The sequence below is a fragment of the uncultured Sulfitobacter sp. genome, assembly GCF_947502895.1.
Classification (GTDB): domain Bacteria; phylum Pseudomonadota; class Alphaproteobacteria; order Rhodobacterales; family Rhodobacteraceae; genus Sulfitobacter.
In genome coordinates this window covers 190149-216703 of the sequence record NZ_CANNBM010000004.1, presented here as the reverse complement: position 1 = coordinate 216703, position 26555 = coordinate 190149, and the positions used below count along the sequence as shown (strand labels likewise).

The 26555-nt window shown below is 55.2% G+C and carries 18 protein-coding genes and 1 tRNA gene; 9 read left to right on the top strand and 10 right to left on the bottom strand.

What is annotated here, in order from left to right; all coding sequences use genetic code 11:
- The first annotated feature begins 178 nt into the window (after positions 1-178).
- The gene (locus tag Q0903_RS16090; RefSeq protein ID WP_299417045.1) at positions 179-3247 is read left to right on the top strand and encodes a Hint domain-containing protein; all 3069 of its coding nucleotides are present in this window, start codon (positions 179-181) and stop codon (positions 3245-3247) included.
- Between the two features lies 1 nt (position 3248).
- On the opposite strand, the gene Q0903_RS16085 is transcribed toward Q0903_RS16090, so the two are convergent.
- Both Q0903_RS16085 and Q0903_RS16080 read right to left on the bottom strand, forming a co-directional pair.
- The gene (locus Q0903_RS16085) at positions 3249-3989 is read right to left on the bottom strand and encodes an RlmE family RNA methyltransferase (RefSeq protein WP_299030403.1); all 741 of its coding nucleotides are present in this window, start codon (positions 3987-3989) and stop codon (positions 3249-3251) included.
- Positions 3989-5110 (bottom strand): Ppx/GppA phosphatase family protein, encoded by a 1122-nt coding sequence (locus Q0903_RS16080; protein WP_299030400.1) that lies wholly within the window; start codon positions 5108-5110, stop codon positions 3989-3991. Before Q0903_RS16080 ends, Q0903_RS16085 begins: the two co-directional genes overlap by 1 nt.
- A 266-nt stretch (positions 5111-5376) precedes the next feature.
- On the opposite strand from Q0903_RS16080, the gene Q0903_RS16075 reads away from it, so the two are divergent.
- Genes Q0903_RS16075 through Q0903_RS16065 form a run of 3 tightly spaced genes read left to right on the top strand, consistent with a single transcriptional unit; the run spans position 5377 to position 7720 of the window.
- The gene (locus tag Q0903_RS16075) at positions 5377-5673 is read left to right on the top strand and encodes a virulence factor (protein ID WP_299030397.1); all 297 of its coding nucleotides are present in this window, start codon (positions 5377-5379) and stop codon (positions 5671-5673) included.
- Positions 5674-5708: 35 nt separating this feature from the next.
- On the top strand, positions 5709-6629 hold the full coding sequence (locus Q0903_RS16070) for a methylenetetrahydrofolate reductase (protein WP_299417042.1): 921 nt from the start codon (positions 5709-5711) through the stop codon (positions 6627-6629).
- An 11-nt stretch (positions 6630-6640) separates the two neighbouring features.
- Complete coding sequence (locus tag Q0903_RS16065) at positions 6641-7720, top strand: methyltetrahydrofolate cobalamin methyltransferase (protein ID WP_299030391.1); 1080 nt, start codon at positions 6641-6643, stop codon at positions 7718-7720.
- 65 nt (positions 7721-7785) lie between these two features.
- On the opposite strand, the gene Q0903_RS16060 is transcribed toward Q0903_RS16065, so the two are convergent.
- A complete protein-coding gene (locus Q0903_RS16060) occupies positions 7786-9567 on the bottom strand; it encodes a gamma-glutamyltransferase family protein (RefSeq protein WP_299417040.1) in 1782 nt (593 codons plus the stop codon).
- A gap of 199 nt (positions 9568-9766) precedes the next feature.
- Entirely contained in the window at positions 9767-16888 is a 7122-nt protein-coding gene (locus tag Q0903_RS16055) for a DUF4214 domain-containing protein (protein ID WP_299417037.1), read from the bottom strand.
- A gap of 512 nt (positions 16889-17400) precedes the next feature.
- Between Q0903_RS16055 and Q0903_RS16050 the strand changes: the two genes are divergently transcribed.
- The 5 genes from Q0903_RS16050 (at position 17401) to Q0903_RS16030 (ending at position 21702) form a co-directional block, all read left to right on the top strand.
- Positions 17401-18090: a M20/M25/M40 family metallo-hydrolase gene (locus Q0903_RS16050; protein WP_299417035.1), complete on the top strand. Its 690-nt coding sequence runs from the start codon at positions 17401-17403 to the stop codon at positions 18088-18090.
- A 29-nt stretch (positions 18091-18119) separates the two neighbouring features.
- On the top strand, positions 18120-19157 hold the full coding sequence (locus Q0903_RS16045; RefSeq protein ID WP_299417032.1) for a TRAP transporter substrate-binding protein: 1038 nt from the start codon (positions 18120-18122) through the stop codon (positions 19155-19157).
- Between the two features lie 67 nt (positions 19158-19224).
- Positions 19225-19725: a TRAP transporter small permease gene (locus tag Q0903_RS16040; protein ID WP_299417030.1), complete on the top strand. Its 501-nt coding sequence runs from the start codon at positions 19225-19227 to the stop codon at positions 19723-19725.
- Entirely contained in the window at positions 19722-21014 is a 1293-nt protein-coding gene (locus Q0903_RS16035; RefSeq protein ID WP_299417029.1) for a TRAP transporter large permease, read from the top strand. The genes Q0903_RS16040 and Q0903_RS16035 overlap by 4 nt, the downstream gene beginning before the upstream one ends.
- A 310-nt stretch (positions 21015-21324) precedes the next feature.
- The gene (locus Q0903_RS16030) at positions 21325-21702 is read left to right on the top strand and encodes a VOC family protein (RefSeq protein ID WP_299417027.1); all 378 of its coding nucleotides are present in this window, start codon (positions 21325-21327) and stop codon (positions 21700-21702) included.
- 331 nt (positions 21703-22033) lie between these two features.
- Here Q0903_RS16030 and Q0903_RS16025 read toward each other — a convergent pair.
- The 6 genes from Q0903_RS16025 to sufC all read right to left on the bottom strand — a co-directional run bounded on the left by Q0903_RS16025 (position 22034) and on the right by sufC (position 26523).
- Positions 22034-22110 (bottom strand) — tRNA-Arg (locus Q0903_RS16025).
- 87 nt (positions 22111-22197) lie between these two features.
- Positions 22198-23418 (bottom strand): cysteine desulfurase, encoded by a 1221-nt coding sequence (locus Q0903_RS16020; protein WP_299417025.1) that lies wholly within the window; start codon positions 23416-23418, stop codon positions 22198-22200.
- Positions 23411-24001 (bottom strand): YIP1 family protein, encoded by a 591-nt coding sequence (locus Q0903_RS16015; protein ID WP_299030366.1) that lies wholly within the window; start codon positions 23999-24001, stop codon positions 23411-23413. Before Q0903_RS16015 ends, Q0903_RS16020 begins: the two co-directional genes overlap by 8 nt.
- Positions 23998-24486: a YIP1 family protein gene (locus Q0903_RS16010; RefSeq protein ID WP_299417023.1), complete on the bottom strand. Its 489-nt coding sequence runs from the start codon at positions 24484-24486 to the stop codon at positions 23998-24000. Before Q0903_RS16010 ends, Q0903_RS16015 begins: the two co-directional genes overlap by 4 nt.
- A 1-nt stretch (position 24487) precedes the next feature.
- Positions 24488-25768: a Fe-S cluster assembly protein SufD gene (sufD, locus tag Q0903_RS16005; RefSeq protein WP_299417021.1), complete on the bottom strand. Its 1281-nt coding sequence runs from the start codon at positions 25766-25768 to the stop codon at positions 24488-24490.
- Entirely contained in the window at positions 25768-26523 is a 756-nt protein-coding gene (gene sufC, locus Q0903_RS16000) for a Fe-S cluster assembly ATPase SufC (protein WP_299417018.1), read from the bottom strand. The genes sufD and sufC overlap by 1 nt, the downstream gene beginning before the upstream one ends.
- Positions 26524-26555 lie beyond the last annotated feature (32 nt).

Sequence of the window (26555 nt, the reverse complement as noted above, 5' to 3'; positions counted from 1 at the left end):
AAGTCACCCTTGGTCAACGCCCGCTCACAAATGCGTCAGAACAGCTGGGTAAATGGACCCTCAGGGCACGCCTTTTAGGTCGAAACACATTGCGAAAACTTGTCTGTTTTTACGCAACTGCAGATTCATCAAACCTTGGTATCGCATGGCCACAGCGCAAGCATGGGGAGCGGTCAGGATGCCAGATCAGGTTATATACGGATACAGCAGTAACGCCTTCTATATGCCAACGGGCAACACCGTGGCACTTGATCCGGATTTCGACGCCTCCGCCGACATCTTACGTTGGGATATTGATGATGCAGACGCCACTCTCGAAGGCGACACCGTCAACAACGAAGTTGGCGATGACACAACACAATACGCCACCAAATATGACGCCAACGGCAATTACCTCAACGATGGTCAAATTTATGCGGAGATGTTTTACATTCTGGATGACGGGGCCGGAAATACCATCACGCTCTATGCCATCGAAGGATCGGGCGGCGCGGTCTCTGGGTATTGGGCAGATGACGAAATTGTTCCTGGCGTTGAATACGAATTGGCTACATTCGGAGAGGTAGACAGCTCAAACGCTCCGAATTACAGCGACATCCATACCCCGGCATTCGATCCCGATGATACAAACGCCATAGAGGGCGGCGCGTATAACGACACACTTGATGGTGGTATCCGCAGCGATACAATTGACGGTGGCGCGGGCGATGACAGTGTTTTCGGGGATACTGGCAATGACAGCCTCAGCGGTGGACAGGGCGATGATACCGTGTCGGGTGGCGGAGGTGTCGATACGGTCAGTGGTGGCAGCGGCTCGGACTTGCTGGATGGCGGTGGCGGTACATCTGATCGCGTCGTCTTTGACGGAGCGCATAGCGACTACACATTTGACATCCTTCCCACAGGTCAGGTCGTTGTAACGGACACTGTAAATGGTGGGTCGGATACCATCGGCGGATTTGAACAGATCGAATTTGCAGACGGCCTATGGGATCTTCGGATCGGCAGTGATGGTAACGACAATATCGGAGACAATGGCGGCCTGCCAGATTTTGTCATATCTGGCGACGGAACAGACAATGCAGGAATGTCGGGTGGGGATGACATTTATGTGGGCGGGTCTGGCAGCGACAATCTGGGCGGTGAAGGCGGCAACGATACGATTTATGGCGGCGGCGGCACAGACGGGATCGGCGGTGGTGACGGTGACGATCTGATTGATGGCGGCGCTGGCAACGATGGTATCGGCGGGGATGCAGGCAATGATACCATTTATGGCGGGGCCGGAAACGACGGGATCGGCGGAGGCGCAGGCAACGATCTGATTGATGGCGGCGCCGGGAATGATGGCATTGGCGGCGAAGCGGGCAACGACACGATCTTTGGCGGCGCAGGTGACGATGGAATGGGCGGCGGCGACGGCGATGACGAAGTCTATGGAGGCGCTGGCAACGACGAAATCAGTGGCGATGCGGGCAATGACAGCGTTTACGGCGGCACTGGTGACGACTCGCTTAGTGGCGGGACGGGTGATGATTTCATCGACGGCGGTGAAGGTTCGGATACCATCACGCTCGAGGACGGCTTTGGCAATCAGACAATTAATGGTGGCAGCACAGGATCAGACGAAGATGTGATTGACCTGTCGGACCTTTCCGGCCCTTTAACCGTTGTGTACTCCGACACCGAAGACGGGACGATCAGCGATGGCAACGTTACCGTTTCGTTCAGCGAAATTGAACGCATCATTCTGACCGATCAAGCAGATTCCGTCGATGCGTTTACGACGGACGGCGTCACCATTGATGCAGGTGACGGGGACGACACCGTGCTTGGTGGCAACAGCAACAACACGGCCGCAGATTCTATCGATGGCGGTGCAGGCAATGACAGTATCGAGGGCTTTTGGGGTGCGGATACGATCATTGGGGGGGACGGTGACGATACAATTGATGGGGGCGACCAGGGCGATATCATTCTGGGCGGCGCTGGTAACGATCTGATTTTCGCCGGCGAAGAAGACGGTATCGGAGATGATGACAGCATCAGCGGCGGCGATGGGAACGACACCATCATCTCCGTTGAAACCGATGACCGCTCTGACGATACAATTAGCGGCGATGCGGGCGATGATTTGATCCAGACCCAAGGCGGTGATGACAGCCTGTCCGGTGGCAGCGGCAATGATACGATTGATGGTGGGACCGGTGACGATGAAATCGACGGCGGCACAGGTGATGACGTTCTGGCGGGGGGCGCAGACAACGACAGTCTCACGGGCGGTGCCGGTGATGACAGTCTTTCAGGGGGCGCGGGCGCCAACACGCTGACAGGTGGCGCGGGTAACGATACGTTCGTTGCGGGCGAAGGTACGCAAACCATCACTGATTTCAATACAGGCAATACCGGCACACTGGATGATGGTGACAGCACCAATAATGATTTCGTCGATCTGTCAGGCTACTACGACCATATATCAGAACTGTACAAGGATCAGGAGGATGATGGCATCCTCAACCAGTCCAACACCGAGGACAGCCGCGGGAACGCGGTAGACTACAGTGACAATGACAGCTTTGGCGCAAATACGATGCGCTTTGACGGGGCATCGGCGGATAGCAGCAGTTTCACCCAAGAAAACACGGGCGTTGTGTGCTTTACAGCGGGCACCGCGATTAGAACACCACACGGTGACGTCTTGATAGAAGAGATGCGTGTCGGGGATATGGTCTGCACACTGGACAACGGGCCGCAGCCTATCAGGTGGATCGGGCAGCGCCACCTAGGCGCAGGTTTTCTTGCCGCCCGCCCTGCCCTGCGCCCGATCTTGATCCAGCGTGGCATCTTGGGGGCGGAGCGTGATTTACTTGTCTCCCCCCAGCACGGGGTACTTATCGGTCAGCACGGATCGCATCTGGCACGGGCCAGACATCTGGCCGAAAACAGCGCAGGAATCCGCACCGCTCATGGCAAGCGCGAGATCACCTATATCCACATTCTTTTTGATGCCCACCAAATCATTTTCGCTGAAAACGTCCCTAGCGAGAGCTTCTTTCCAGGGAAGATGGCTTTGAAAATGATCGGCCACGCGCAATTGAAAGAAGTGACGGACCTTTTCCCTGAACTGTCCCCCGATGCGACAGATCAACACCACGGTTTTCATTCAACAGCTCGGGTTTTCGCCCGCAAAACAGGTGTTCAAAGGTTAATGCGGCAATCGCGTGTTTTGCAGGTTGGGATGCTCTAGTTTACTCTTCCTCGTCCGCGGAAACATCGGCGCGAAACCCGGTCGCTACAACGAATTTTTCCGAACTGTCCTGACGGCTGGAGGGGGGTTTGATGTTGTATACCTTGCGAAACCGTTGCTTGAGCAGTTTTTGCAATTCGCCTTCGGCTCCGCCAGCGAGGGTCTTGGCAATGAACGTGCCATCCTCCTCCAGAACGTCGAACGCGAAATACGCCGCGGCTTCGCACAACGCGATAATGCGCAAGTGGTCGGTTTGCTTGTGCCCTGACGAGGACGCGGCCATGTCGGACATCACAACATCCGCGCGACCACCCAGCCATTCCTTTACCTTCAGGTCTGCATCGTCTTCCATGAAATCCAGTTGGTGAATCTCACAGCCCGCAATTGGTTCCATCTCTTGCAAGTCAATCGCAAGGATTGTGCCCATGGCCTTGCCGCTTTTCTCGCCCAGAATGTTCGAGCGTTTGACCGCCACTTGGCACCAGCCCCCAGGTGCGGCGCCCAGATCAACAATGCGCGCGCCTGGCACCAAAAAGCGGAACTTGTCGTCCAGCTCCATAATCTTGAATGCCGCGCGGCCGCGATAGCCTTCGGCCTTGGCGCGTTTCACATACGGATCGTTCAACTGGCGCTGCAGCCAACGGGTCGAGCTAAGCTTGCGGCCACGGGCGGACTTTACCTTCACCTTCAGGTCACGCTGCCCGCGGCCCGATGTATTCTTACCTGTTGGCGTTTTGCCCATTAGAACGTTCCTTCTTCGAGCACGCCATCCGCGCTCATCTGTGCGTATAGCAGACCTTCGCGCAAACCGCGATCCGCCACACTAAGGCGGTCTGTGGGCCAGCAGCGCATCAATGCCTGCAAAATAGCGGCCCCCGACATAATCAGCGCTGCGCGGTCATGCCCGATGCAGGGGTCAACCCGCCTGCCCTCTGGCCCCATGGCCAGATAATGATGGATAACCGTATCGATCTGCTGGCTGGACATGCGCAGGCCGTCCACTTTGGTGCGGTCATAGCGGCGCAATCCCAGATGGCTTGCTGCAACTGTGGTCACGGTACCCGAGGTCCCTACGATCTGGAAACGCTCTTGGGATTGAGCGGATTGATAAGGTGTGAAATCGGTGAGGTTCTCTTCGAAAAACCAGCTCATCAAGGCAAAGCGCGCGGCATCATCTTCGACGTCCGAGAACTGGTCACGAAGTGTTGCCACACCCAAAGGCACACTGATCCAGTCAACGACCCGCGCGGCGGGTATATCCGTCGGTGCCTGCACAAACCCGTTGTGCAACCGCATGATGGATTGCGCACGGTCGCGTTTCGGCACACCACTGATGTCGATCCACACCAACTCGGTCGAGCCGCCGCCGATATCGACGACCAGCAGGTTCTCTGTTTTCGGACTGACCAACGGCGCACATGAGATAACGGCCAGCTGCGCCTCTTGCTCAGGTGCTATGATATCCAGCTTTAGTCCCGTCTCACGCGTCACCCGACGCATGAATTCATCCCCGTTCAACGCACGGCGGCACGCCTCGGTGGCGACAAGACGCATCCGCTTTACTTTGTTGCGGCGCAATTTTTGCTGACAGATACGCAATGCCTGAATGGTGCGCGCCATTGAACCGCGCGACAATCGCCCGGTTTTCTCCAACCCTGCGCCCAATTGCACAGACTTTGAAAAACTATCCACCACATGAAACCCCCCGCCTTTCGGCTGGGCGATCAACATGCGACAGCTATTTGTGCCCAGATCTAGGGCCGCATAGAGGTCGTTCGATCCGGACGAAACTGGCGCGGGGCTCAGAGCCGTCGATTTGCTACGTTCGAGCGCGCCCGCACCTTTGGAGCGCTTTGGCGCCATAGGTTGCGCCTTTCATTACGTGTTGGTGCAATGATACGTCTTGGCGCTGCCCCGCGCAAGCACCACCATGCGCGAAGGACCGCTCTTTTTAATCAAGCTCAAGATGTTCATGCGGGGAATGATCCGGCCTTGCAGGTGCAGCTTGCATCACGATGGTGTAGACAAAGGTCGCTGATGGAACCGGTATTGTCGAAAACGACAGTCGCACATCCATGCCCTTCGGATAGAGAGGGAAAAACGCCCATGAGGCAGGAGAGGAATCGCATATGGCAGAGGTCGTGATTGTGTACTGGCGGGATATTCCCGCGCAGGTCATCGTGGGCAAGGGCCGCCGCGGCCAAAAGCGTATTTTGCCCGAGCGTTTCGAACAGGCAATCGACCGGGCCGCGATGAAAGTCGGTGCGGAAGACACCGATGCCTACCTTGCCGAGTGGCGCAAAGCTGCTCCGTTCACAGTTGAAGGCGATGATGCCGAGGTCGCAGACGCGCAAGCCGCCAAGCTGGACGCCGAATATGACCGTGAGCGCATCAAGGCACTGATTGCAAATGATGGCTGGGCCTGACCCGCACACTATTGATCACAGGAAGGAGCCAAAAAATGGCACTGCTGAATTTCCGGAAAAAAGAAACAGCACCCGACGAGGTGAACCCGCAGGTTGAGGCATTCTTGCAAGACTTCTCTATCGAAGTCATGCCGCGCACGGCTGAGAAAGTGGAAGATTTCCGCGCGCTCTTGCCTGAAGGCACCCGCGTCTACATCGCACACATCGAGGGCACCCCGATCGAGGAAATGGTTGCGACTGCAAAGCGGCTGAACGCAGACGGTTTTCAGGTTATGCCGCATTTTCCTGCGCGGATTATCAAAGATGACGCCGTGTTGGGCGACTGGATAGCCCGCTATCAGGGTGAGGCGGATGTAAAGCAGGCGCTGCTTCTTGCGGGTGGTGTGACCAAGCCGCATGGTGATTTCAGCGACAGCATGCAGCTGATGGAAACGGGGTTATTCGACAAGGCAGGCTTTACCAACTTGCATGTGGCAGGCCATCCGGAGGGCAACCGCGATATCGACGCATCAGGCACAGCAAATGTCGATGCGGCCTTGCGCTGGAAGAATGATTTCCAGACCCGCACAGATGCTAATCTGGCAATTGCCACACAGTTCGCTTTTGACGCCAAGCCGATCATCAAATGGGCCGATACCATCGCTGCAGAAGGGATCACCCTGCCCGTCCATATCGGCATTGCGGGTCCTGCAAAGCTGCAAACTCTGATCAAATTTGCAATTGCTTGCGGTGTGGGTCCCTCGCTCAAAGTGCTGCAAAAGCGTGCGATGGATGTGACCAAGCTGCTGCTCCCCTACGAGCCAACGGACGTGCTAGCCGAGTTGGCAGCGCACAAGGCCGCTAATCCCGACTTTAACATCACCCACGTGCATTTCTTCCCGCTGGGCGGAATCAAAACCAATGCCACATGGGCGCAAAACAATGGCGGCAGCGCTGCCGTGCCTGCAACCGCCTGAAAGAGACAAGCATGACAAGAACAATCGTCGAATCCAAAACCAAAACTGCCATCATCGGCTTTGACCAGCCGTTTTCTGTGATTGGTGAGCGGATCAATCCAACAGGCCGTAAAATTCTTGCTGAAGAGCTCGAGCGCGGTGATTTCAGCCGTGTCGAGGCTGATGCGATTGCGCAGGTTGCCGCTGGTGCAAACATCCTCGACGTGAACTCTGGTGCGGTCTTCTCCAACAAAATGGCCGAAGATCCGCGTTATGCCGACAACAACTTTGTCGAGCCGATGTTGATGCCCGAAATGATCGCGCGCGTTCAGGCTGTCACCGACTGCCCGATCTGCATCGACAGCTCCGTGCCGGGAGCTCTGGAAAATGGGTTGGAAGCTTGCGAGGGCCGCCCGCTGCTCAATTCGGTCACAGGTGAAGAAGAGCGGCTGGAACTGGTGCTGCCTCTGGTCAAAAAATATAATGTGCCTGTGGTTGCGATCAGCAATGATGACACAGGCATTTCAGAGGACCCCGACGTGCGCTTTGCTGTCGCCAAGAAGATCGTCGAGCGTGCCGCTGATTTCGGCATTCCTGCCCATGATATCGTTGTTGATCCGCTGGTTATGCCAATTGGTGCTATGGCTACAGCAGGCCATCAGGTGTTTACCCTGGTGCGCCGTCTGCGTGAAGAACTCGGCGTGAACACGACCTGTGGTGCATCAAACATCAGCTTTGGCCTGCCCAACCGTCACGGCATCAACAATGCGTTTTTGCCAATGGCGATGGGTGCGGGCATGACGTCTGCGATTATGAATCCTGTCGCTCTGCCCATCAACGCAGCTAAGATCGCCGCCAAGAAAGAAGAGCTGGCGGCCCTCGGTGTGGTCCTGCCCGAAGGGATGGACGACGAGGTGTTTGTACAACTTTTCGGCATGGGGTCCACGCTGCCCAAGCCTGGCAAGGAAATGGAAGCGATCCGCGCTGCAAACTTCTTGTTTGATCGCGACCCCCACGGTGGGGACTGGATTAAATTCAACAAAGTTGCGCCCAAAGCAGGCCAAGAAGGTCGGGGCCGCGCGGGCCGTGTAGGCGGACGCCGCCGCGGCTAAGTCCAGTGGGTAACTCGCATCAAGGGCGGCTATGGGGCCGCCTTTTTTAGGTTAAATGATGCCTATTATCGGCCAATCGCATAGGCCTGCATCAGTCGCGGCGTTGCAGCCGCGTGCAGCATCCCGTCAACGGTGCGCATGGCGGCTGTTAGTCGTCCTACCGTCCAAGGCTCGGCTACTGTTACGATATGGCCCTTCGCGCGCAGATCCGCGATGACATCTGCGCCTACGTCAGGTTCGATCATCATCTCTCCTGCTTTTACCTCACGCGGAAAAAACGACCCTTGGAAGTGCATGGTGTGGAACAGCGGTGCATCCATCCCTTCTTGCAACCCAAATCCGTGATGCACAAAGCGCAAGAACCAGATCAGCTGCCACTGGTCCTGTTGATCACCGCCCGGTGTGCCAAACACCAGCCGCGTGCCATCTTTTTCAGCCAGACTAGGGGTTAGGGTAGTACGAGGACGCCGATGCGGGGCCAGCGATGTGGGCAGTCCCTCCTCCAGCCAGAACATCTGTGCGCGTGAGTTGAGTGGAAAGCCAAGACCGGGGATTACGGGATTGCTTTGCAGCCACCCGCCGGAAGGGGTTGCACTTACCATGTTTCCCCAGCGGTCAACGACATCCAGATGCACAGTATCCCCGCGTTTTTCGGTAAGGTGTGACATGGTCGGCTCTTGTGCTTCCACCACACCCACACCGAAATCGCGCGCGGCACGTTCTATATAGCGGTCGGCCAAATGCTCAAACCCCGGCACACGACCTGGTAGTTGATCGTGTGACGCGGTTGCACCGATCTGCTGTCGTCGCGCATCGTTGTATTCATCACTCAGTAGGTAATCCATCGGGATATCGCTCTGCGCAGGATCACCGTAGTATGCCTCGCGATCCGCATAGGCCAACTTCATCGCTTCGATTACAATATGGGTAAATTCAGCACCCAACGGGTCCATAGCAGCCATATCAAACCCTTTCAGCAGCGCAAGCGTCTGCAACATTACTGGGCCCTGCCCCCAGCTTTGGGTCTTATGAACGGTCCATCCGTGATAGGTATAGCTGAGTGTTGGTTCGTATTGCGCGGACCAGTCAGCCATATCGGAGGGCGCCATGACAGCGCGATGTGCTTTGCCCGAGACATCCATGACCTTTGCATCTGCCAGATAGTCAAAAACCGCCTCTGCAACAAAGCCAGCGGACCAAGCGGCGCGAGCGGCGTCTATCCGCGCGTTGCGGGTGTCACCGCTACTTTGCGACAGTCTTTCGTAGGTGTCTGCCAGATCAGGGTTCTTAAAAAGCGCATGCGGTTCAGGCGCCTTGCCGTCTGGCGCCCACACGGTAGCCGAGCTTGGCCAGTGTGCTTTGAAATAAGGGACCAGACCTGCAATTGTATGGGCTACGCGAGGCAGAACCGGATGCCCGTTACGCGCATACTGAATGGCAGGTTCCATCACCTCTTTCAGTTCCATAGTGCCGTGGTCACGCAGCATTAGCATCCAGCCGTCGAACGCACCCGGTACAACAGTGGAAAGCAGCCCGGAACCCGGAACAAGCGTAAGCCCTTGTGCGCGGTAATGCGCGATCGTGGCGCCGGCTGGTGCCGTACCCTGCGCACAAACCACCTGTGTCTCCCCTGTATCCACGGAGTGGAATATCGCAGGCATGTCCCCTGCCGGACCATTCAGGTGTGGCTCAACAATTTGTAACACAAGTGCAGTCGCGACCGCCGCATCAAACGCATTTCCACCCTTTTCCAGCATTGCCATCCCCACAGCAGATGCGATCCAGTGGGTTGAAGCTACGACGCCGAAAGTGCCCTTGATCTCGGGTCTGGTGGTGAAATCTGACATAATGCCTCTCCGATGCGCGGGGATACCGCATGGCATAGGTTTATCCCACTCAGGACCAAAGACCAGCCCGTGTCAGTGCGCCATCGTCAACACCCGCGTGGTGGGGATAGTTTCGGCAGCGTCTCGGACCAAAAACGCGCGACCCTCAGAAAAGGGCCGCGCGCAGTGTTGGTACATGATCTCGTGCTGTTTAAATTGCTCAGAGTAGGAGCATATCATCTGTAATGTCGGCCAATGCAGTGTTCTGGAACACAATAGAGGTGCCCAGATCATTAAGCACCAGATTGTTACCGGTTTGTGTCATTACAGCCCGCACATCATCAGCTGAAGTAAAGCCAAATCCGTTCAGATCGATGTAGTCCCACGCCTCCAGATCAAGGACAGTGTTGGTCGAGAGGTTGGACTGGTCAAAGACAAAAACATCCGCCATCTGCCCACCAGCCAGCGCGTTAGTGCCGCCGCCGCCATTGATCTGATCGTCCACACCTGCGTTACGAATCCAGTCTTTCAGATCGGATGCTGTATTTGCGCGGAACTCGGCGCTTTGCGCCAATCCTCGTACGACCGCTTCGCGCGTTCCGCCTGCTTCAAGACTGTCCAACCAGCCCTGCAAACCGCCTGCATCAGGCGCACGGTCAAGCACGTTTTGATAGAGCTGGGTTATGAAGGCCGTAGAACCGGACAGATCGCCATAGGTGTTTTGGAACTCGAATGAATTGGCAAATCCCGCGATCACCTCATCATAGGCGCGCCCGTTTGACAGTTGCTCGGTCCACGCCAAAAAGCCTCCGATGTCGGGATCACGGTCGAGGGTTGCACGGTATAGACGGTAAACATCATCCGACCATTCCGCAGGGTTGGCATTTACAGCGACTGCATTTGCAGCATCAAGGGTCGCAATCTTGAACTCCCTGCTCTCGGAAAATCCGTTCACAACCTGCGCAAGCGATTGTCCTGCATCCAGCTGGTCGGTCCACCCCTTGATTTCGGCATCGCTCACCTGATTGGCATCGAAATCGCGGTTCAGAACATTGCGGTACAAGGCTTTGACAAAGTCGGCTTGATTCAGACCATTGTAGGTGTTGGCAAACTCTTGCGAATTCACGAACCCTTCGGTCACGGGGGTCAAGCTCTGAACACCTGTAAACAACTGTTCTGTCCACCCTTTGTGCCCACCTTCATCTGGTACACGGTCAAATGTCGCCTGATAGAGACGGAATACCAGATTGGCTTCGTCCAAGGCATAGCGCAACTCGAATTCATCCCCAAAGAGGTAGTCGTTGCCAAATCCGCCGAGCAGAACATCCGGCCCACCGCCGCCATTTATCGTGTCTGCGCCCGCAAGGCCGCTGATAACTTCGGGCAAAGCTGTACCTGAAAGCCGATCATTGCCGGCTGTACCTGCTGCACCAGTTCTTCCGACAATGGCACTGGAGGGCGATGAAATAACCGCCTCATTCGTGCCCTGCGCGTCGGTATAGGACACCTGCGCCGTCATCTGAGTGCCGACATCTATTGCCGACAGCGTAAAGGTTGCAGCTGTTGCGCCGCTCACTGCGACGCCATCGCGCAACCATTGATAGCTGAGAGAGCCCAACCCGTCTTCATCCTCTAGCGTATTGGACACAGACAAGACTGAACCCGCGGCGGCGAAGCCGTTGATGATCACGCGACCCGACGGGGCGTCATTGACGTTTTCAACAGGCACAGTCTGTGCGCTGCTCGCGGTCTCGCCGAAACCGCCTTGATCGGTATAGCGTGCCACAACCGAGATTTGCCCGCCCACGTCAGTCTGGCCCAACGTATAGCTCGCATCAGTCGCACCATCGATGTCGACACCGTTGCGCACCCACTGATATGAGATTGCGCCCAGACCATCCGCATCGGCCAGCGTGGAGACAGCGGACAGCTGGCCGTCTTCGACAGGTGTTCCCGTAACGCTCACACCGCCGGTTGGCGCATCGTTTATATCGCTGATTGCTACTGTGGATGCGCTGCCCACGTTTTCTGCAAAGCCGCCACCATCTGTGTAAGCGACCTCCACAGCGATCTGTGTGCCTACATCAGCTTGGCTGAGCATGTAGCTGGCGGCAGTCGCACCATCAATGGCTGTGCCCCCTCGCGTCCACTGATAGGAAAGCGCGGTCAAACCGTCTGCATCCTCAAGTGTGGACACTGCGGTGAGTTGTCCGCCTTGGGTCGGCGTACCCGTAATGGTGATATTACCCGTTGGCGCATCGTTGATATTATTCACCGTGATCGTCAGTTCGGATTCAATATCAGGTGAGGATCCCACTGAAGGATCTTCAACAGTGACCGTGACATCCAGCTGCGTTTTGACCGCGTGATCCAGTGATGTACCAGCGCGCAAGAACAGCTCGGCCCCGTCAATTTCGAACAGGTTGGCGTCTGATCCAGACAAGCCGAGTTCATTGCTGCCGTTTCCATCGTCTGTGACAGCGATATCCGCGATTTTGATCCGCGTTGTGGTGTCTGTTTTCTCATCGATGTCCGTGGTCACGGACGTCAGATCAAGGGCCGTTGGTGCCGCATTCGGGTTCTCGAGAATGAAAGCAAGGCTATCATAGGCCAGCAGTGTGTCATCAAATTGTATGAACTCAACATCATCATGGATGATGTCTGTGCCATCTACGCTGGACACCTCAAGGCTGCCGTTGAAGTCATTGCCTGTGATCTGGAGACTGGACGCGGCGATCACGGCAGTGTCGTCACCAGCCCCCCCGAACACCATATCATCACCCAAGCCGCCGATCAGCATGTCATCGCCGGTGCTGCCGTCTATTGTATCATTGCCCGCCTCACCATCCAGCGTATCGTCACCGTCATTGAGCCAAAACGCCTCGTCCGCCTGTGCGCCGGGCGCACGTAGAACCGAAGGGGTGAAGCTGGGTTTCGAGCCGCTGACGAGATAGCCTTCCTTGTCGCCGTTGCCGCCTATGAGGATATCGTCACCATCATACCCAACCAAATGGTCGCTCTGATAAGAGCCGGTCATAGTGTCGTTGCCGTTGAAGATATTGGTCTGGTAGAATGCCCAGTCGGCTGTTTGCATGTCTTCCAGCGTCTGGAAAAAGCCCTGTATGCCGAAACGGTCATTGGTTGATCCCGTCGGGTCAATCCGAACGGCGTCTACGATTGCAGTCTCGACATCGGTGCTGTTAAACCCCGACCCACGAAAACGACCCAAACCGCCATCTTCCGTCTCATATCTAAATTCATTACCGCTGTTTGAGCCTTGATTGGCTGTTCCACCAACCAGAAACGATGTGCCGCCGCCTTCTCGTGACAGATCAATTGCCTGCCCGATAAAGAAATCGCCCGCACTGACCACGACGGGATCTTCGCGAATGGGCCGGATTGTATCCAACTCAATTCGTCTGTCGGTGAATTGCACCTCTTCCACAGAAGTCAGGCGCAACACACCTTCGCTGGTGGTCAGGATTGTGACATTGCGGTCGGAAAAGTCAAAGCTGACGCTGGCATCGTCGCTAGCCACGCCGACCACCACTCTGTCATCACCTGCGCCCCCTGCGATTGTGTCATCGCCGCCTGCCCCCGCAAGTACGTTATCACCCGTGTTGCCATCGATCCGGTTTGCTGCAGCATTTCCTGTGCCGTCAATGTCGTCTGTGCCTGTTAGGATCAACCGCTCGATATTGGCAGAAATCGTGTAATCCACAGACGCGCGAACTTCGTCATCGCCCGCGCCCGCGCTCTCAAGCGCTATGTCGTTGGTGTCATCCACAAAGAACCGGTCATTGCCTGCCCCACCCAACATGTGGTCGGCACCTGCCCCACCGTCGATAAAGTCATTGCCCGCGCCTCCGTGCACATGATCAAAGTCAGCACCGCCATTCATGCGGTCATCGCCTGCACCACCTTCAAGAGAATCCGTGCCGTCTCCACCCGCCATGGTGTCTTTGCCTTCACCGCCGAACAGCGTATCGGCGCCTGTTCCACCATCGATAGAGTCGTCTCCTGTACCGCCCTCCAGCGAGTCATCACCACTGTTACCCAAAAGCGTGTCATCGCCTGCCAGACCGGTCACAGTATCATCGCCGCCAAGTGCATCAATGAGATCAGACAGGTCGCTTCCCGCAGCGATGTCATCACCTTCAGTGACGACAAGTTCGATTGTCACGCTCAGCGTCTGGATAGAGGTATTGCCATCTGCGTCCGTTGCCCGAATTTGAATGTCACGCGACCCGCTAGAGACATATGCCGCATCCAGTGTCAGAGGCTGTTCGGAACCAGTGGCGTTGCCAAACGCGACAAAGCCGCGCCCGTCGCCCCAATCCACGCTCAGCGCTGCACCTGCTGCTGCGGTGACATTAATGGTCGGGGTCGGATCGGGCGTTGTGTTTGAGCTGTCGCCACCTTCTAATGACAATGGCGACCCTACTGAAAAGGCACTGACACCGCTATCGCTCTGACCTGCAACATAGAAATGCGTTTTGCCGTCAATTTCGGCAGTGGCGATGCCGACGGCCTCAGACAGTTGCAACCCACCAAGGCCAATCCCGTTTGTATCGCTGATGTTGGCTACATTGCTCATCTGGCCCAGATCATTCACCGCAAAGATCGACACGCCATCGTCCAGAAATCCGGTTACGAACAGATAGGTTGTTCCGTCAATTTCGGCTGTGTCCAGTCGAATAGCACCTCCAATTTCAAGTGCCGCATCATCAATCACAGCATCGGCAAGCGTTAGGCTGCCGTCACCCGAAACAACAAATGATGTCACACCGCTTTCGTTGAAACCTGTTGCAAACAGATAGGTCAGGCCGCCGATCTCGGCTGTGGTCAGCGATTGCGGACCAGCGAGTGCGGTGATGTTTGTATCGTTGAAATTAGCAACTGCTGTAAGCTGGCCTGCGGCATCTACCGACAGAACGCTCAGCCCTTGCGATATAGCGCCGTTGCCTGCGTCTCGCACACCTGTGATAAACAGGTAGGTTGTGCCGTCCACTTCGGCAGTCGTCATTCCCCTTGGATCGGTGATGTTGAGGAGGCCGAGATTGTCGCGATTACCTACGTTCGTCAGCTGGCCTGTGCTGTCTGCGGAATAAACTGAAAGGCCGAAATATACGACAAAACCATCTGCCGTATCGCGATTGCCCCCCGAAGTGATAAGAAACGTGTTCCCGTCAACCTGTGCTGAGGTCATATACCTGTGGGTATAGTCCGTATCTGGTTGCAGGCTATCGGCCAGATTGAAGGTATTGGTGATCATGCCGTCCGGTGCGATGGAAAAAGCTGAAATCCCATCCGACGAGGATGCGGCGGTGTAGACATAGGTAACGCCCCCGATTTCAATGACTTCGGCATGCAATGCCTCGTCGAGAAAGGGTGGATTGGTGGTAAAGCCGTCGCGGACCGTATCTACAAGGGTCAGTGTGCCATCGGCTGCGGCCGAGAATACCGACATGTTCAAATCTCCGCGTGACAGAACAATGACATATGTTGCGCCGCCAATCTCGGTGGTCTCGACAGCATAGCTGCGAAACAGATCAATCACGCCGCCATTCTCGACGTTGTCGGTGTTCATTATCTGAAGCGGGAACAAGGAGGACGTATCGGCGGCGGGTAACCGCGGCGGTCCGGCGTCAACTGGGCTCGTAGAGTTTACAGTGAAGACACTGATGCCATCGTCGAGCAGGCTGGCTACATAGATATGGGTAGCCTCGCCGATCGTGGCCGTCGTAACGCCGCTTGCTCCTTCAAGTTGCAACCCCCCTAACGAGATACCGTTTGTATCACTGATATTGGCCACATTCGTCATCTGGCCCAAGTCGTTGACAGCAAACACAGACACGCCGTCATCGTCTTGTCCCGTAACGATCAGATAGACCGTTCCGTCAATGGTTGTAGAGGTGAGCTTGTACGCGCCGCGCAGGTTCAACAGCGCATCGTCCACAATAGCATCTGCGATCGTCAATTGCCCGCTGGCCGATACTTCAAAAGAGGTGATACCGCCATCGTCAAAGCCCGATGCAAACAAATATGTGGTGCCGCCGATCACTTCTGTCATCATTGACTGGATACCGCGCAATGCGGTCAACGCCGTATCGTCAAAGTTGCTGACCAGTGTTGGCACCCCGCCCGCATCCATCGAAAAGACGGATATGCCATTGTCGCCGTTGCCCGCGCCAAACAGATAGGTTGTGCCGTCAATTTCGGCGGTGGTTAGTGCCGCGCGCTTCAGATCCAGTCCTATCAACGTGGCAAGGTTGAGCGTGGCATCATCCGCCACTGTTGCAACGCGCGTCAGCTGCCCCGACGTGTTGATGTTATAAACGGTCAATCCCTGATAATCGCGGGGCTGTCCCGGCTCGTCGCTGTTCCCGCCGGATGTTACCAAATAGGTGCTGCCGCCGATCTGTGCTGATGTCACCGCGAGATCCGAGAAGTTTGAACTTGGGCGCCCGTCGTCAAACAGATTGAAGATGTTTGAAACGACACCACCTGCTGCAATAGAAAACCCAGATATCCCTTCAGAGCCTGTTACATATACATGTGCAACGCCGTTCACCTCTACCACGGTCGCGTCATATGGAGAGCGAAGAAAAGGTGCTGTGTCTGTAAAGCCGTCCGAGATGCTGGTGCTTAGCGTCAATGTGCCGTCTGCGGCGGCGGAGAAAATAGAGATGTTGTTTTCATACAATCCAAGAGCGATGATATAAGTCTCGGCACCCACCTGCACGGTCAGCATTGTGTCGGCACCAAGCAAATCAATTGCGCCGCCGTTTTCGACATTCTGGACATTGGTGGTCACCATTGCGTCCGCCATTGTCGCACCATAGCTTTCGCGCTGCTCGCGGGAAAAAGGAGAACCGATGCTGCCAGACAGCTGGAAGCTGTCGGCATCATATCCGCCAACCCGCTGAAGCGTACCAACAACATTCACCCCTGTCGCCAGCGACAACGCCTGCACAAAAGCGGCCCCCACATCGGTCGCGGCAATTTCACAAGCTGTAATTGCAATGACACCCGTCGCCGCCATCGCGTTACCGATCCGTGCAAGCAGTGCCGCATGGCGGGGAAGTGTCTCGATATCCAGTGTAATATCGCCCAATCGCAGACGCCCTGCTTGGGCGTGGCCCACAATATGCAGCTCGCTTGGCCGCACGCTCAACTGTTCAAGCGCCTTTGCGATGTTTTCCAGGGGGTGCTGGTCGGTCGACAGAAATGTCGCGCTCAGATCACTCTCAAGATTGCTGGAAAGCAGCATATGCTCCGATACAGACGCGTCAATTGCAACGAGGCCGCGATAAGAGGCCGCTTGGACAGAGTTAGACATGGTTTTCCAGACATAATGAGAGCGCGCCAAAGCTGATGGATCGGCGGATCGAAAATTCGAAAATGAAGAAATGCGTGTAGAAATAGTGATAGGCCATTCCCCTACCCCTAGCATAATTTGTCGCTTCCAATAAGCATTACTTTACATAATCCCGCATAGCGGGAATTGTTTTTTCCTATTGTTCCCGTAGAAAAGCCGACATGGGACAATGCGCCAGATCAGTGTGCATCCAACCTCTTGAGTTTGCTGCCCTTTGTTACATTACATTCGTTCGGTCTTATTGGATTGCGATTGCTTGCACTCGACAGAGTAATAATTCGACAAGGTTGCGGCGGCATCATGTTTTCGCGGGGAGCGTGAAATTAGGCCGCTTTTGCCCTGTCTATCGATGGGACAGCGTGAGGAAATGCAGGATGCAAATGTATATGAGGGTACATCGCATCAATCTTCAGAACGATTGAGCAGACGGCAGATTGTTTGCGATTTTGGGATCAGCCGAGACAGTATGGTAGATGTTGGCTTATTGCGCCCGTGAGCATAGCGCCACGCATGCAAGTGCGGCGCTGTCATCGGCAGATGATATCAAAATCACCGTTCGCGCAGTTGGCGCGCATGGATCAATGCCGCACACAGGGACCGACGCGATTGTTGCGGGTGCGAGTTTCATCACTACCGTTCAACAGGCGGCCACACGGCTTGTGGATTCGCGCGATGCGGGCGTTATCTCTTTTGGTCTGTTTCAGGGTGGTACTGTTCGCAATGTCTTGCCGGAATCCATTCGCATTGAAGGAACAATGAGAACAACCGCCGTTGAAGTGCGCGACCGTCTGGCACAGCTTTTGCACGATGCAGCCCGCGCCACCGAATTGACATTCGGGGTCCAGATCGAGATCGACGTCTGCAAAGTCGCCCCTGTTACAATGAACCACCCCATGGCCGTTGCCGCAATCACGGCCTCTGCCACGCGCACGATCGGCGCAGACAAAGTGCAAGAGAACGCGCGGGGCATCATGGCGTCCGAAGACTTCTCCGAGCTGTCTGCCCGTGTGCCGGGTGCGTTCTTTTTTGTCGGCCATGATAGTGCCACACCGCATCACCCCGAGTTCATCTTTGATCCCGAAATCATCCCCGTTGGCGCGGAAATTTTTGCCGATCTGGCAAAAACGCGCACCAGCACGACGCTCAACTCGAAACCCAACTAAAAACGAAAAACCATCAAGGGAGACCACCAATGTTCCACCTCACATCCAAAATGCTCAAGGGTGCAGTTGCAGCCGCAGCTTTGCTCGCGGCATCGGCCCACATGGCAAGTGCTCAAAACCTCACCATGTCCTCGTGGTTGCCGCCCACGCACTTTGGCCACACGGATTTTCTCAAGCCTTATGCTGACAAAATCGGTGAAGTCACAGACGACCGCGTTACCGTTACGATCCTGCCCGCGCCGCTTGGCTCGCCTCCCCAGCCCTGGGAACTGGCGCGCACAGGGGTTGCAGACATCACATGGGGCAATTTCACCTACGAGCCCGAGCGCTTTGTGACCATGTGGTCCTCGGAATTTCCCAACGCGGGCACGAACGGCGTGGCACAGTCCACCGCCCTCTGGCGCACCTATGAGAAGTTCCTGAAAGACAACGCCGCTTTTGCAGGTGTAAAAGTTCTGGGCGTCGGTTTGTTGGGCGGCGGTCAGCTGCACCATGGTAAAAAGACTATCCAGACCCCCGAGGATATGAAGAACGAAAAGTTCCGCATGGGCGGCCCGATCCAGAAGCAACCGCTTGAAGGTCTGGGCGCAATCCCTGTCGCCGCACCTGGCCCGAAGGCCTATGAGATGCTGGAGAGCGGTGTCATCGACGGCTCCTTGCACCCGATGGAATCTGTTGTGAACTTCCGCGTAGACGAGAGCCTGAAGCACCACACTGTCTTCCCGAACGGTCTGTATGATGCGTCTTTCTTCTTCATCATGAACGGTGCCAAATGGGACAGCCTGAGCGATGAGGACAAAGCGGCGATTGACTCTATCTCTGGTGAAGTCATGTCCGCCAACTGGGGCCGCAACTTTGACGCGCAGAACCCTGCCGCTGTTGAAAAGCTGACCGCTGCTGGCAACACAATCGTTGAGGCGTCGCCCGAGTTGGTCGCAGCCGTGGATACCATCTATGACGCCATGGTTGCCGATTGGATCGTGGCGGCAAAAGGTGCCAGTGTGGACGACCCTGAAGCGATGCTGAAGTTCTACAATGACACCTATAAAGAACTGGCAGGCGAGTAATCCCTCGCCATAAGCAGTCTATAGGGGCGGATCTTCCGCCCCTTTTTCACATGTGAGGAGACGGGAAATGCGGGCAATCGCGTGGAAAATCCGCTGGGCCGTTGAAAGTCTGATGGCTTTCTTTCTGATGTCCATGGTGGCACTGACATTCTTTGATGTCATCGGACGCCGCCTGTTTAACAAACCGATCTACGGGTCAAACGATATCACCGAACACCTGATGGCGTTGGTGGTTTTTGCGGGCCTGCCGCTGGTCACGCTTGCCGGTGCGCATCTGACAATTGATTTGTTTGATAAACTTCTCAAAAGTCCGGCCATGGCATGGTTGCGGGCGCTGACCACGGTGCTGATCGCTGTGGTTCTTGCAACAATTGCTTGGTTGTTTGTGAAACACGGCCTCAACGCCTCGAAAATTTCCGAGATGAGTCAGGCGTTGCGCATTCCACGAGGGCCGCTCTACTTCTACATGGCCTTCAGCTGTGCCTTGTCCGCGTTGGCTGCCCTTGTCATTGGCATCACCGGACCAATGGTGGACCCCAATGATACCCACGAAGAGGAAGCACTATGATCGTCGGCTCACTCTCGATGTTGGCGGCCATTGTGCTGGCCTTCCTGCGCGTGCCACTCGCGTTTTCCTTGCTTGCGGTTTCTGTGGTCGGCATCGGCCTTGCGGTGAACTGGAAAATTGCCTTTTTGCTGCTGCCCCTGACCATTTCCGAAGCGGTGCTGTCCTACGACCTCGCCGTCGTTCCAATGTTCATTCTGATGGGCAACGTCATCTCGAAAACCGGTATCGCGCATGATCTGTTCCGCGCCGCCTACGCCTTTGTCGGGAACGTGCGCGGGGGGCTTGCCCTCTCGACTATGGTGGCCTGTTCGGGGTTTTCTGCCGTGTGCGGGTCGAGCTATGCGACCGCAGCTACAATGGCAAAAGTCGCTTATCCGAGCATGAAGAAATACAAGTACTCGGATGAACTTGCCGCGGGGACCATTGCCGCGGGGGGGACGCTGGGCATTCTGATCCCGCCGTCGATTATCATGGTGATCTATGGTATCCTGACCCAGACCAACATCGGACATCTGTTTATCGCAGGCGTCATTCCCTGTCTGCTGGGCTTGCTGATGTACATGGTAGTGATCCGCCTTGTTGCGGCCCGCGATCCAGATCAGGCACCCAAAGGCGAATATACCCCGTGGCCCGAAAAATTACGCGCTTTGTCAGGTGTTTGGCCGTTCATTCTGCTGTTTGGTCTGATTATCGGCGGCCTCTACGGCAAGATTTTCACTCCCACCGAAGCTGCGGGAATGGGTGTCGGTCTTGCGATCATCATCGCGACATTGCATGGCCGCCTCGGCTTTTCGATGTTGCGTAAGATCATAATTGACACGGCCTATACCTCGATCTCGCTCTATACCGTTTTGTTTGGCGCGCTTATGCTTTCCAAGCTCCTTACGCTGTCTGGTCTGGCTGGCGGTGTTCTGGGTCTGGTGCAGTCCACGGGCCTTGAGGGTCTCGCGCTGATCATGGTGATCATGCTGGTCTTCCTTGTGTTGGGCTGCGTGATGGATTCCATGGCAATCATCCTAATCTTCGTGCCTTTGTTCGCACCTATTGTGGTCGCCCAAGGCTATGATCTGGTCTGGTTTGGTATCATCGTGATCGTGGTGACCGAAATCGCGCTGATCACGCCGCCTGTCGGTATGAATGTCTTTGTTTTGAAGGCGGTGCTGCCTGACGTGCCAGTTGTGCGCATCTTCAAAGGCCTCGTGCCGTTTGTTGCGATTGATGTTGTGCGCCTTGCCTTACTGGTCGCTTTTCCGGCCATCACGCTTTGGCTTGGCAGTACAATTGGCTGAGCATTTTGGCGCGATCTGAAAAACGCTCCGCACAAACCCGCGCAAGGGTTTGTGCCACCCCGAAGGTGCCTGTGGCGGGATTTAATGTGTGGTCAGCACAGCGCGCCTGTTGATGGGGTCAGTGTGGGAGCATCATAACAAGACGTTCAGAGCGAAAACTACTTATGCCTGAAAACCCAAAAACATCTGTATTTTCGAGCGAAGCACGGATTGGCATTAAGCATTTTTACACTTGAGCTAAACCTTACTTGATCTTTTCGGATTCCACTTGTCCGAGAAACTTCGGTTCAAAACCAGAAAGTGAGAGTCCATGAAATTTACAATGGCAGGTATCATTCTCTTCACGGAGAACTACGAGGAATGTGTTGAGTTCTACGGCACTGCACTAGAACTGAAGATTCTGCACAAGATTGACCGTCCAAACGAAAGACTGACCGCCTTTCTGTTGGGTGATACATATCTGATGGTGGAGTCCGGTGGTGTCTCGTCCGACACTGCAAAGACAATCGCGCAAAATCCCGCAAAATTGCGTTTTAACGTCCCAGACGTGTTCGAAACATGCAGTCTTCTCAAAGACAAGGGCATCAATGTTCAAGTCCTTGAGCACTCATGGGGGACAACTGCCGAGTTTTGCGATCCTGACGGAAATCTATGTGCGTTGCGGTCAGACAAGGGTTTCGGCGATTAGATAACCGTGAAAAACACATTTGCCCTTGCGGGTTTTAACGCCGAAAGCAATTTATGGTCGCTAGCTTTGATTGCGTCACTTGTCTGACCATTATCATACGTGCGCATTTGCCAAAAACGATCATGAGTCCAGCCTGCGCTGCTCAGCCGGATGTCGAATTCTTTACAAGGTCAAAGAAGCGGAGTTACCCAACTCCTTAATATGAGAAGGAACGTAAGATGCAGAGCTTGCCGCCGCATCAAGTGTATCGCCGGCCTGCAAGTGAGCTCTTCAGGGCAAAATAGAATTATCTATTTTTTCCAGTTATTTACGCAGTGAAAATCAAGAATTGTGGCGGACCATAGAGGATTCGAACCTCTGGCCTCTGCCTTCGGAGGGCAGCGCTCTATCCAGCTGAGCTAATGGTCCACAAGCAGCGGTATAGTCTGACCACCCTGCCCCTGCAATTCAAAAAGAAGCGGACGGGGTGCAAAACCGATCTACGCCCGCACACTGTTATCCGAACAGATCATGCGCCAATTCAAGAGCGTCAATAAACGTATCGATCTCGTCTGTGGTGTTGTACATACCAAATGACGCACGACAGGTCGCGTTAAGCTCCATATGTTCCATCAGCGGACCACAACAGTGTTGACCCGCGCGCACCGCCACACCTTTCTTGTCGAGAATGGTGGAGATGTCGTGGGCATGCGCGGCCCCTTCCATTGTAAAGCTAAAGATTGCGCCCTTGTCAGGCGTCGTTCCCTGTACCTGAATCCAGTTAAGCCCAGCCAGCTTCTGCACCGTGTAATCACGCAATGACGCTTCATGCGCTGCAATTTCAGCCAAACCGACGCCCGTCATATAGTCAAGCGCCACACCAAGGCCGATCGTCTGGACAATACCCGGCGTGCCAGCTTCAAACTTCATGGGTGCATCATTGTAGATGACACCGACTTTGGTGACTTCTCGGATCATATCGCCACCGCCAATGAATGGGCGCATCTCATCCATCCGGCTGGATTTTACATAGACCGCACCGGACCCCGATGGGCCATACAGCTTGTGCCCTGTCAAACAGTAGAAATCACAGCCGATGTCCTGTACGTCGACAGGCATATGGACAGCGGCTTGGGAGCCATCCACAAGCACCGCAACACCTTTTTCATGGGCTGCTGACGTGATGGATTTTACATCAACAACCGTCCCTAACACATTGGACATATGGGTTATTGCAATTAGTTTTGTGCGCGGCGTGATCGCGTCGATCACCGCTTGAGGGTCAAGCGCACCTGTGGCGTCGACATCTACCCACTTGATCACAACTCCCATGCGTTCACGCAGGAAATGCCATGGCACGATATTGGCATGATGTTCCATGATACTGAGGATGATCTCGTCCCCCGCCTCCATACGTGGCATAGCCCAGCTGTAGGCAACCATATTGATTGCTTCTGTGGTACCCGAGTTAAAGATGATCTCGTCCTCGGTGGCAGCATTGATAAATTGCGCGACCTTGCCCCGCACTGCTTCATATTTGTCCGTTGCAAGGTTCGACAAGTAATGCAGGCCACGATGTACATTTGCATATTCATGGCTGTAGGCAGTGCTTATTGCGTCAATCACCACCTGCGGCTTTTGCGCGGAGGCGCCGTTGTCGAGATAGACAAGCGGCTTTCCATTCACCTCGCGCGCGAGGATCGGAAAATCACGGCGGATCGCAGCGACATCATACATTTGCGGGTACTCCCATGCTGCCAAGGCCGATTAGCCCTACGAGCAACATCAATCCAAAAACAATTCCTACGGCTGACAAAACCAAAACACCGATGCCGTGACCAAGACCCGGTTTGCCCTGTGCCTCGGATATAAAGTTAATCGTGATCCACAGCCCCAATATGCCGACAGCAAAAGAGAAAAGCTGGGCCAATACGGGCGATAGCAGTATCAAAAAGAACATCACAGCTTGTGCGACCGCACGCAACGCTTGCAGCCAGACAAAAAGCGCCAACAGATCGCCCAGATCACCCTCACCACCAAGCGCGCGGCCAGTCCAGTGAAACGCGTGGATCGTAACGACCAACACGCCCGTGATGATCACGAAAAACAGGATGGGGTTGCGAAACAAGGCAGGCAACTGTGATGTGTCCCCAAACAGCAGAGAAAAGCTATAAATGATCGCGTTGATCACAGCTACAAGGCCCAGACTGCTCCATAAAACATCACGGCTCAGGTTCAGGTTCATAACTTTCTGGGCTGCTGTTCGCGGGCTTTGAATGGTCTCGAATGCTAGCGATTTCAGGGCATCAGTGTTCATCATTCAACCGATCCATCTGCACAAAGCAGTCCTGTAGCCCAAAACCAACCGAAGACAGCCAGCCATATGAAACCAACCAGTTGCAACTGTATGCTTGGCCCGATGAAGCCAGCCGTAAGCCCCAGTAGCAGGATCACAGGTGTCGAGGCGAGCAAGGCCCAAATCAACGTGAACCGTATCGCATAGCCCGTCACTTTGCGCCTCGCGATCCAGGACAGCGCCTGAATACAAAAGGCAAACAGGTAGACCAGGATCGGAAAGATCAGAATGAAGAAAAACGCGCTCCAGTACAGCCTTGCCTGAAACGGGATATCGGGGTCCAGTTGGGCTTCTCGCGCTTGGTAAGGTGCTGCAGCGATGAACATAAGCACCCCTGCAATCAACACGAACAAAAGGGCGCGCACTTCGTTTCGCCCCTGCGCCAGAAAGCGCCTGATAACCCGCGACGGCCCCCGATAGGTGGCAACAATATCTTGCGTCAGCGCCACATCAGCTCCCGTGTCTTGTGAGCCAGGCGGCCAAACGTGCAGTCATGTCCTCGCGCAGGGTCTCGTCTTCAATCTCGTCGACGGCTTCGGCCAAAAACGCCAAGGTCAGCAGGTTTGTCGCTTCTGCTTCTGGCACGCCGCGCGAACGCAGATAGAACATTGCATCCTCATCAATTGCACCCGACGTCGAACCGTGGCTACAGGCTACGTCATCGGCGTAAATCTCAAGCTCGGGTTTGGCGAGAAACTGACTGTCCCCATCCAGCAACAGAGATTGGCTGATCTGATAGCCATCCGTTTTTTGCGCGCCCGCTTTTACAAGGATTTTGCCCTGAAAAACGCCTGTCGCGCCATTGCGGAGGACTTTCTTAAAGACTTGACGGCTCTGACAGTTGACCGCGTCGTGGGTGATAAAGATCGTATCATCGTGGTGGAAATCACCGTCGCCCACACAGGCGCCGCCGACGTTCGCGATTGCGTTGTCACCTGTCAACTCGATCACACAATCATTGCGTGTTAGCTGACCGTTTACTGTCATTGTGAACGACCGAAACTGCGATTCCTCTCCCAGACGGGTGAAGATATGGGTGGCAGCACGCCGCTCATGATCGCGGCCTTGAGCGCGGATGTGATGAAACGATGCGCCATCGGCGATTTCGACTTCCATCACCTTGTTGAACCGCGCGGCAGCTGGGCCATTCTCCAAAAGCGTGATTTCCGCGCCTGCATCCAACTTAACGCAGTGATGAAGGATCGCATCAGAACTCTCTGAATTATGGCGATAAAAGAGGTTTACCGGCTTGCTTGGCTTGCCAGTTACATGGATCAACACACCGTCTGTCGCAAAAGCGGTATTGAGCGTGGCAAGCGGACGCTGCACAGGGTTCTGGCCGCGGCTTTCCAGAACGCCATAAAGGTTCTTAGCCCAGTGAAGATCACTATCCGCAGCGGCCAAACGCTCAATTGTAATGCCTTCAAGGCTTAGATCATCCGAGGCTTCGGGATCAAAAACACCATCGACAAAAACGATGTGTAGACGATCGACGCCGTCAAACAAGGGCGCCTCATCAGTTACCAAAACTGCTGCTTTGGGCGCTTCGGTCTGTGTCAGTGTATCGGGGCGCGTATACTTCCAGTACTCGTCACGGCGCTGGGGCAACCCCATACTGCGCAGGCGGCTCAAAGCATCTGCACGCGCAGGCGCATCCCACGTACCTTGCGGCAGGTCGAGCGAGGCGATCATCGCTTCCGTCGCGTCTGTTTTAACTGCTGCGTCAGCCATTATGCCACCTCGGAGAGGATATCAGCGTAGCCGTTGTTCTCGACTTCCAGAGCCAGCTCTGGCCCGCCTGTCTTTACGATACGGCCGTTCGCCATGATGTGTACGACGTCGGGCTTGATGTGGTCCAACAGGCGCTGGTAGTGCGTGATCACCAGAAATCCACGCCCTTCCGAGCGCAACGCATTAACACCTTCTGCGACCAGCTTCATGGCATCCACGTCCAGCCCAGAGTCCGTCTCGTCAAGAATGCACATTTTTGGCTCAAGCATCGCCATCTGCAAGATTTCATTGCGCTTTTTCTCACCACCCGAAAAGCCCATGTTCACAGGCCGCTTGAGCATGTCCGCGTCGATCTTCAGATCTTTGGCCTTGGCGCGCACGACTTTCAAGAATTCCGCTGCCGACATTTCTTCTTCACCGCGCGCCTTGCGCTGTGCGTTCACCGCAGTGCGCAGGAATGTCATATTGCCAACGCCTGGGATCTCAACCGGGTACTGGAACGCCAGAAAAAGGCCTGCGGCTGCACGCTCTTCAGGCTCCATATCCAACAGGTCAACGTCTTCGAGCGTTGCAGTGCCGCCGGTCACTTCATAACCGCCCTTGCCAGACAAAACATATGAGAGGGTCGATTTTCCCGACCCGTTCGGGCCCATGATGGCGTGCACTTTACCGCCCTCAACTTCGAGATCGACGCCTTTGAGGATCTGCTTGTCTTCGTCTTCCAGTTTGACCTGAAGGTTTTTGATGCTCAGCATGGCTGTGTTCCTTTGTTCTGTCTGGTGATCTG

Excerpts from the sequence above, each read along its gene's own strand:
- Q0903_RS16090 (WP_299417045.1), top strand. The coding sequence starts at position 179 with ATGCCAGATCAGGTTATATACGGATACAGCAGTAACGCCTTCTATATG.
- Q0903_RS16085 (WP_299030403.1), bottom strand. The coding sequence starts at position 3,989 with ATGGGCAAAACGCCAACAGGTAAGAATACATCGGGCCGCGGGCAGCGT.
- Q0903_RS16080 (WP_299030400.1), bottom strand. The coding sequence starts at position 5,110 with ATGGCGCCAAAGCGCTCCAAAGGTGCGGGCGCGCTCGAACGTAGCAAA.
- Q0903_RS16075 (WP_299030397.1), top strand. The coding sequence starts at position 5,377 with ATGGCAGAGGTCGTGATTGTGTACTGGCGGGATATTCCCGCGCAGGTC.
- Q0903_RS16070 (WP_299417042.1), top strand. The coding sequence starts at position 5,709 with ATGGCACTGCTGAATTTCCGGAAAAAAGAAACAGCACCCGACGAGGTG.
- Q0903_RS16065 (WP_299030391.1), top strand. The coding sequence starts at position 6,641 with ATGACAAGAACAATCGTCGAATCCAAAACCAAAACTGCCATCATCGGC.
- Q0903_RS16060 (WP_299417040.1), bottom strand. The coding sequence starts at position 9,567 with ATGTCAGATTTCACCACCAGACCCGAGATCAAGGGCACTTTCGGCGTC.
- Q0903_RS16055 (WP_299417037.1), bottom strand. The coding sequence starts at position 16,888 with ATGTCTAACTCTGTCCAAGCGGCCTCTTATCGCGGCCTCGTTGCAATT.
- Q0903_RS16050 (WP_299417035.1), top strand. The coding sequence starts at position 17,401 with ATGTTGGCTTATTGCGCCCGTGAGCATAGCGCCACGCATGCAAGTGCG.
- Q0903_RS16045 (WP_299417032.1), top strand. The coding sequence starts at position 18,120 with ATGTTCCACCTCACATCCAAAATGCTCAAGGGTGCAGTTGCAGCCGCA.
- Q0903_RS16040 (WP_299417030.1), top strand. The coding sequence starts at position 19,225 with ATGCGGGCAATCGCGTGGAAAATCCGCTGGGCCGTTGAAAGTCTGATG.
- Q0903_RS16035 (WP_299417029.1), top strand. The coding sequence starts at position 19,722 with ATGATCGTCGGCTCACTCTCGATGTTGGCGGCCATTGTGCTGGCCTTC.
- Q0903_RS16030 (WP_299417027.1), top strand. The coding sequence starts at position 21,325 with ATGAAATTTACAATGGCAGGTATCATTCTCTTCACGGAGAACTACGAG.
- Q0903_RS16020 (WP_299417025.1), bottom strand. The coding sequence starts at position 23,418 with ATGTATGATGTCGCTGCGATCCGCCGTGATTTTCCGATCCTCGCGCGC.
- Q0903_RS16015 (WP_299030366.1), bottom strand. The coding sequence starts at position 24,001 with ATGATGAACACTGATGCCCTGAAATCGCTAGCATTCGAGACCATTCAA.
- sufD (WP_299417021.1), bottom strand. The coding sequence starts at position 25,768 with ATGGCTGACGCAGCAGTTAAAACAGACGCGACGGAAGCGATGATCGCC.
- sufC (WP_299417018.1), bottom strand. The coding sequence starts at position 26,523 with ATGCTGAGCATCAAAAACCTTCAGGTCAAACTGGAAGACGAAGACAAG.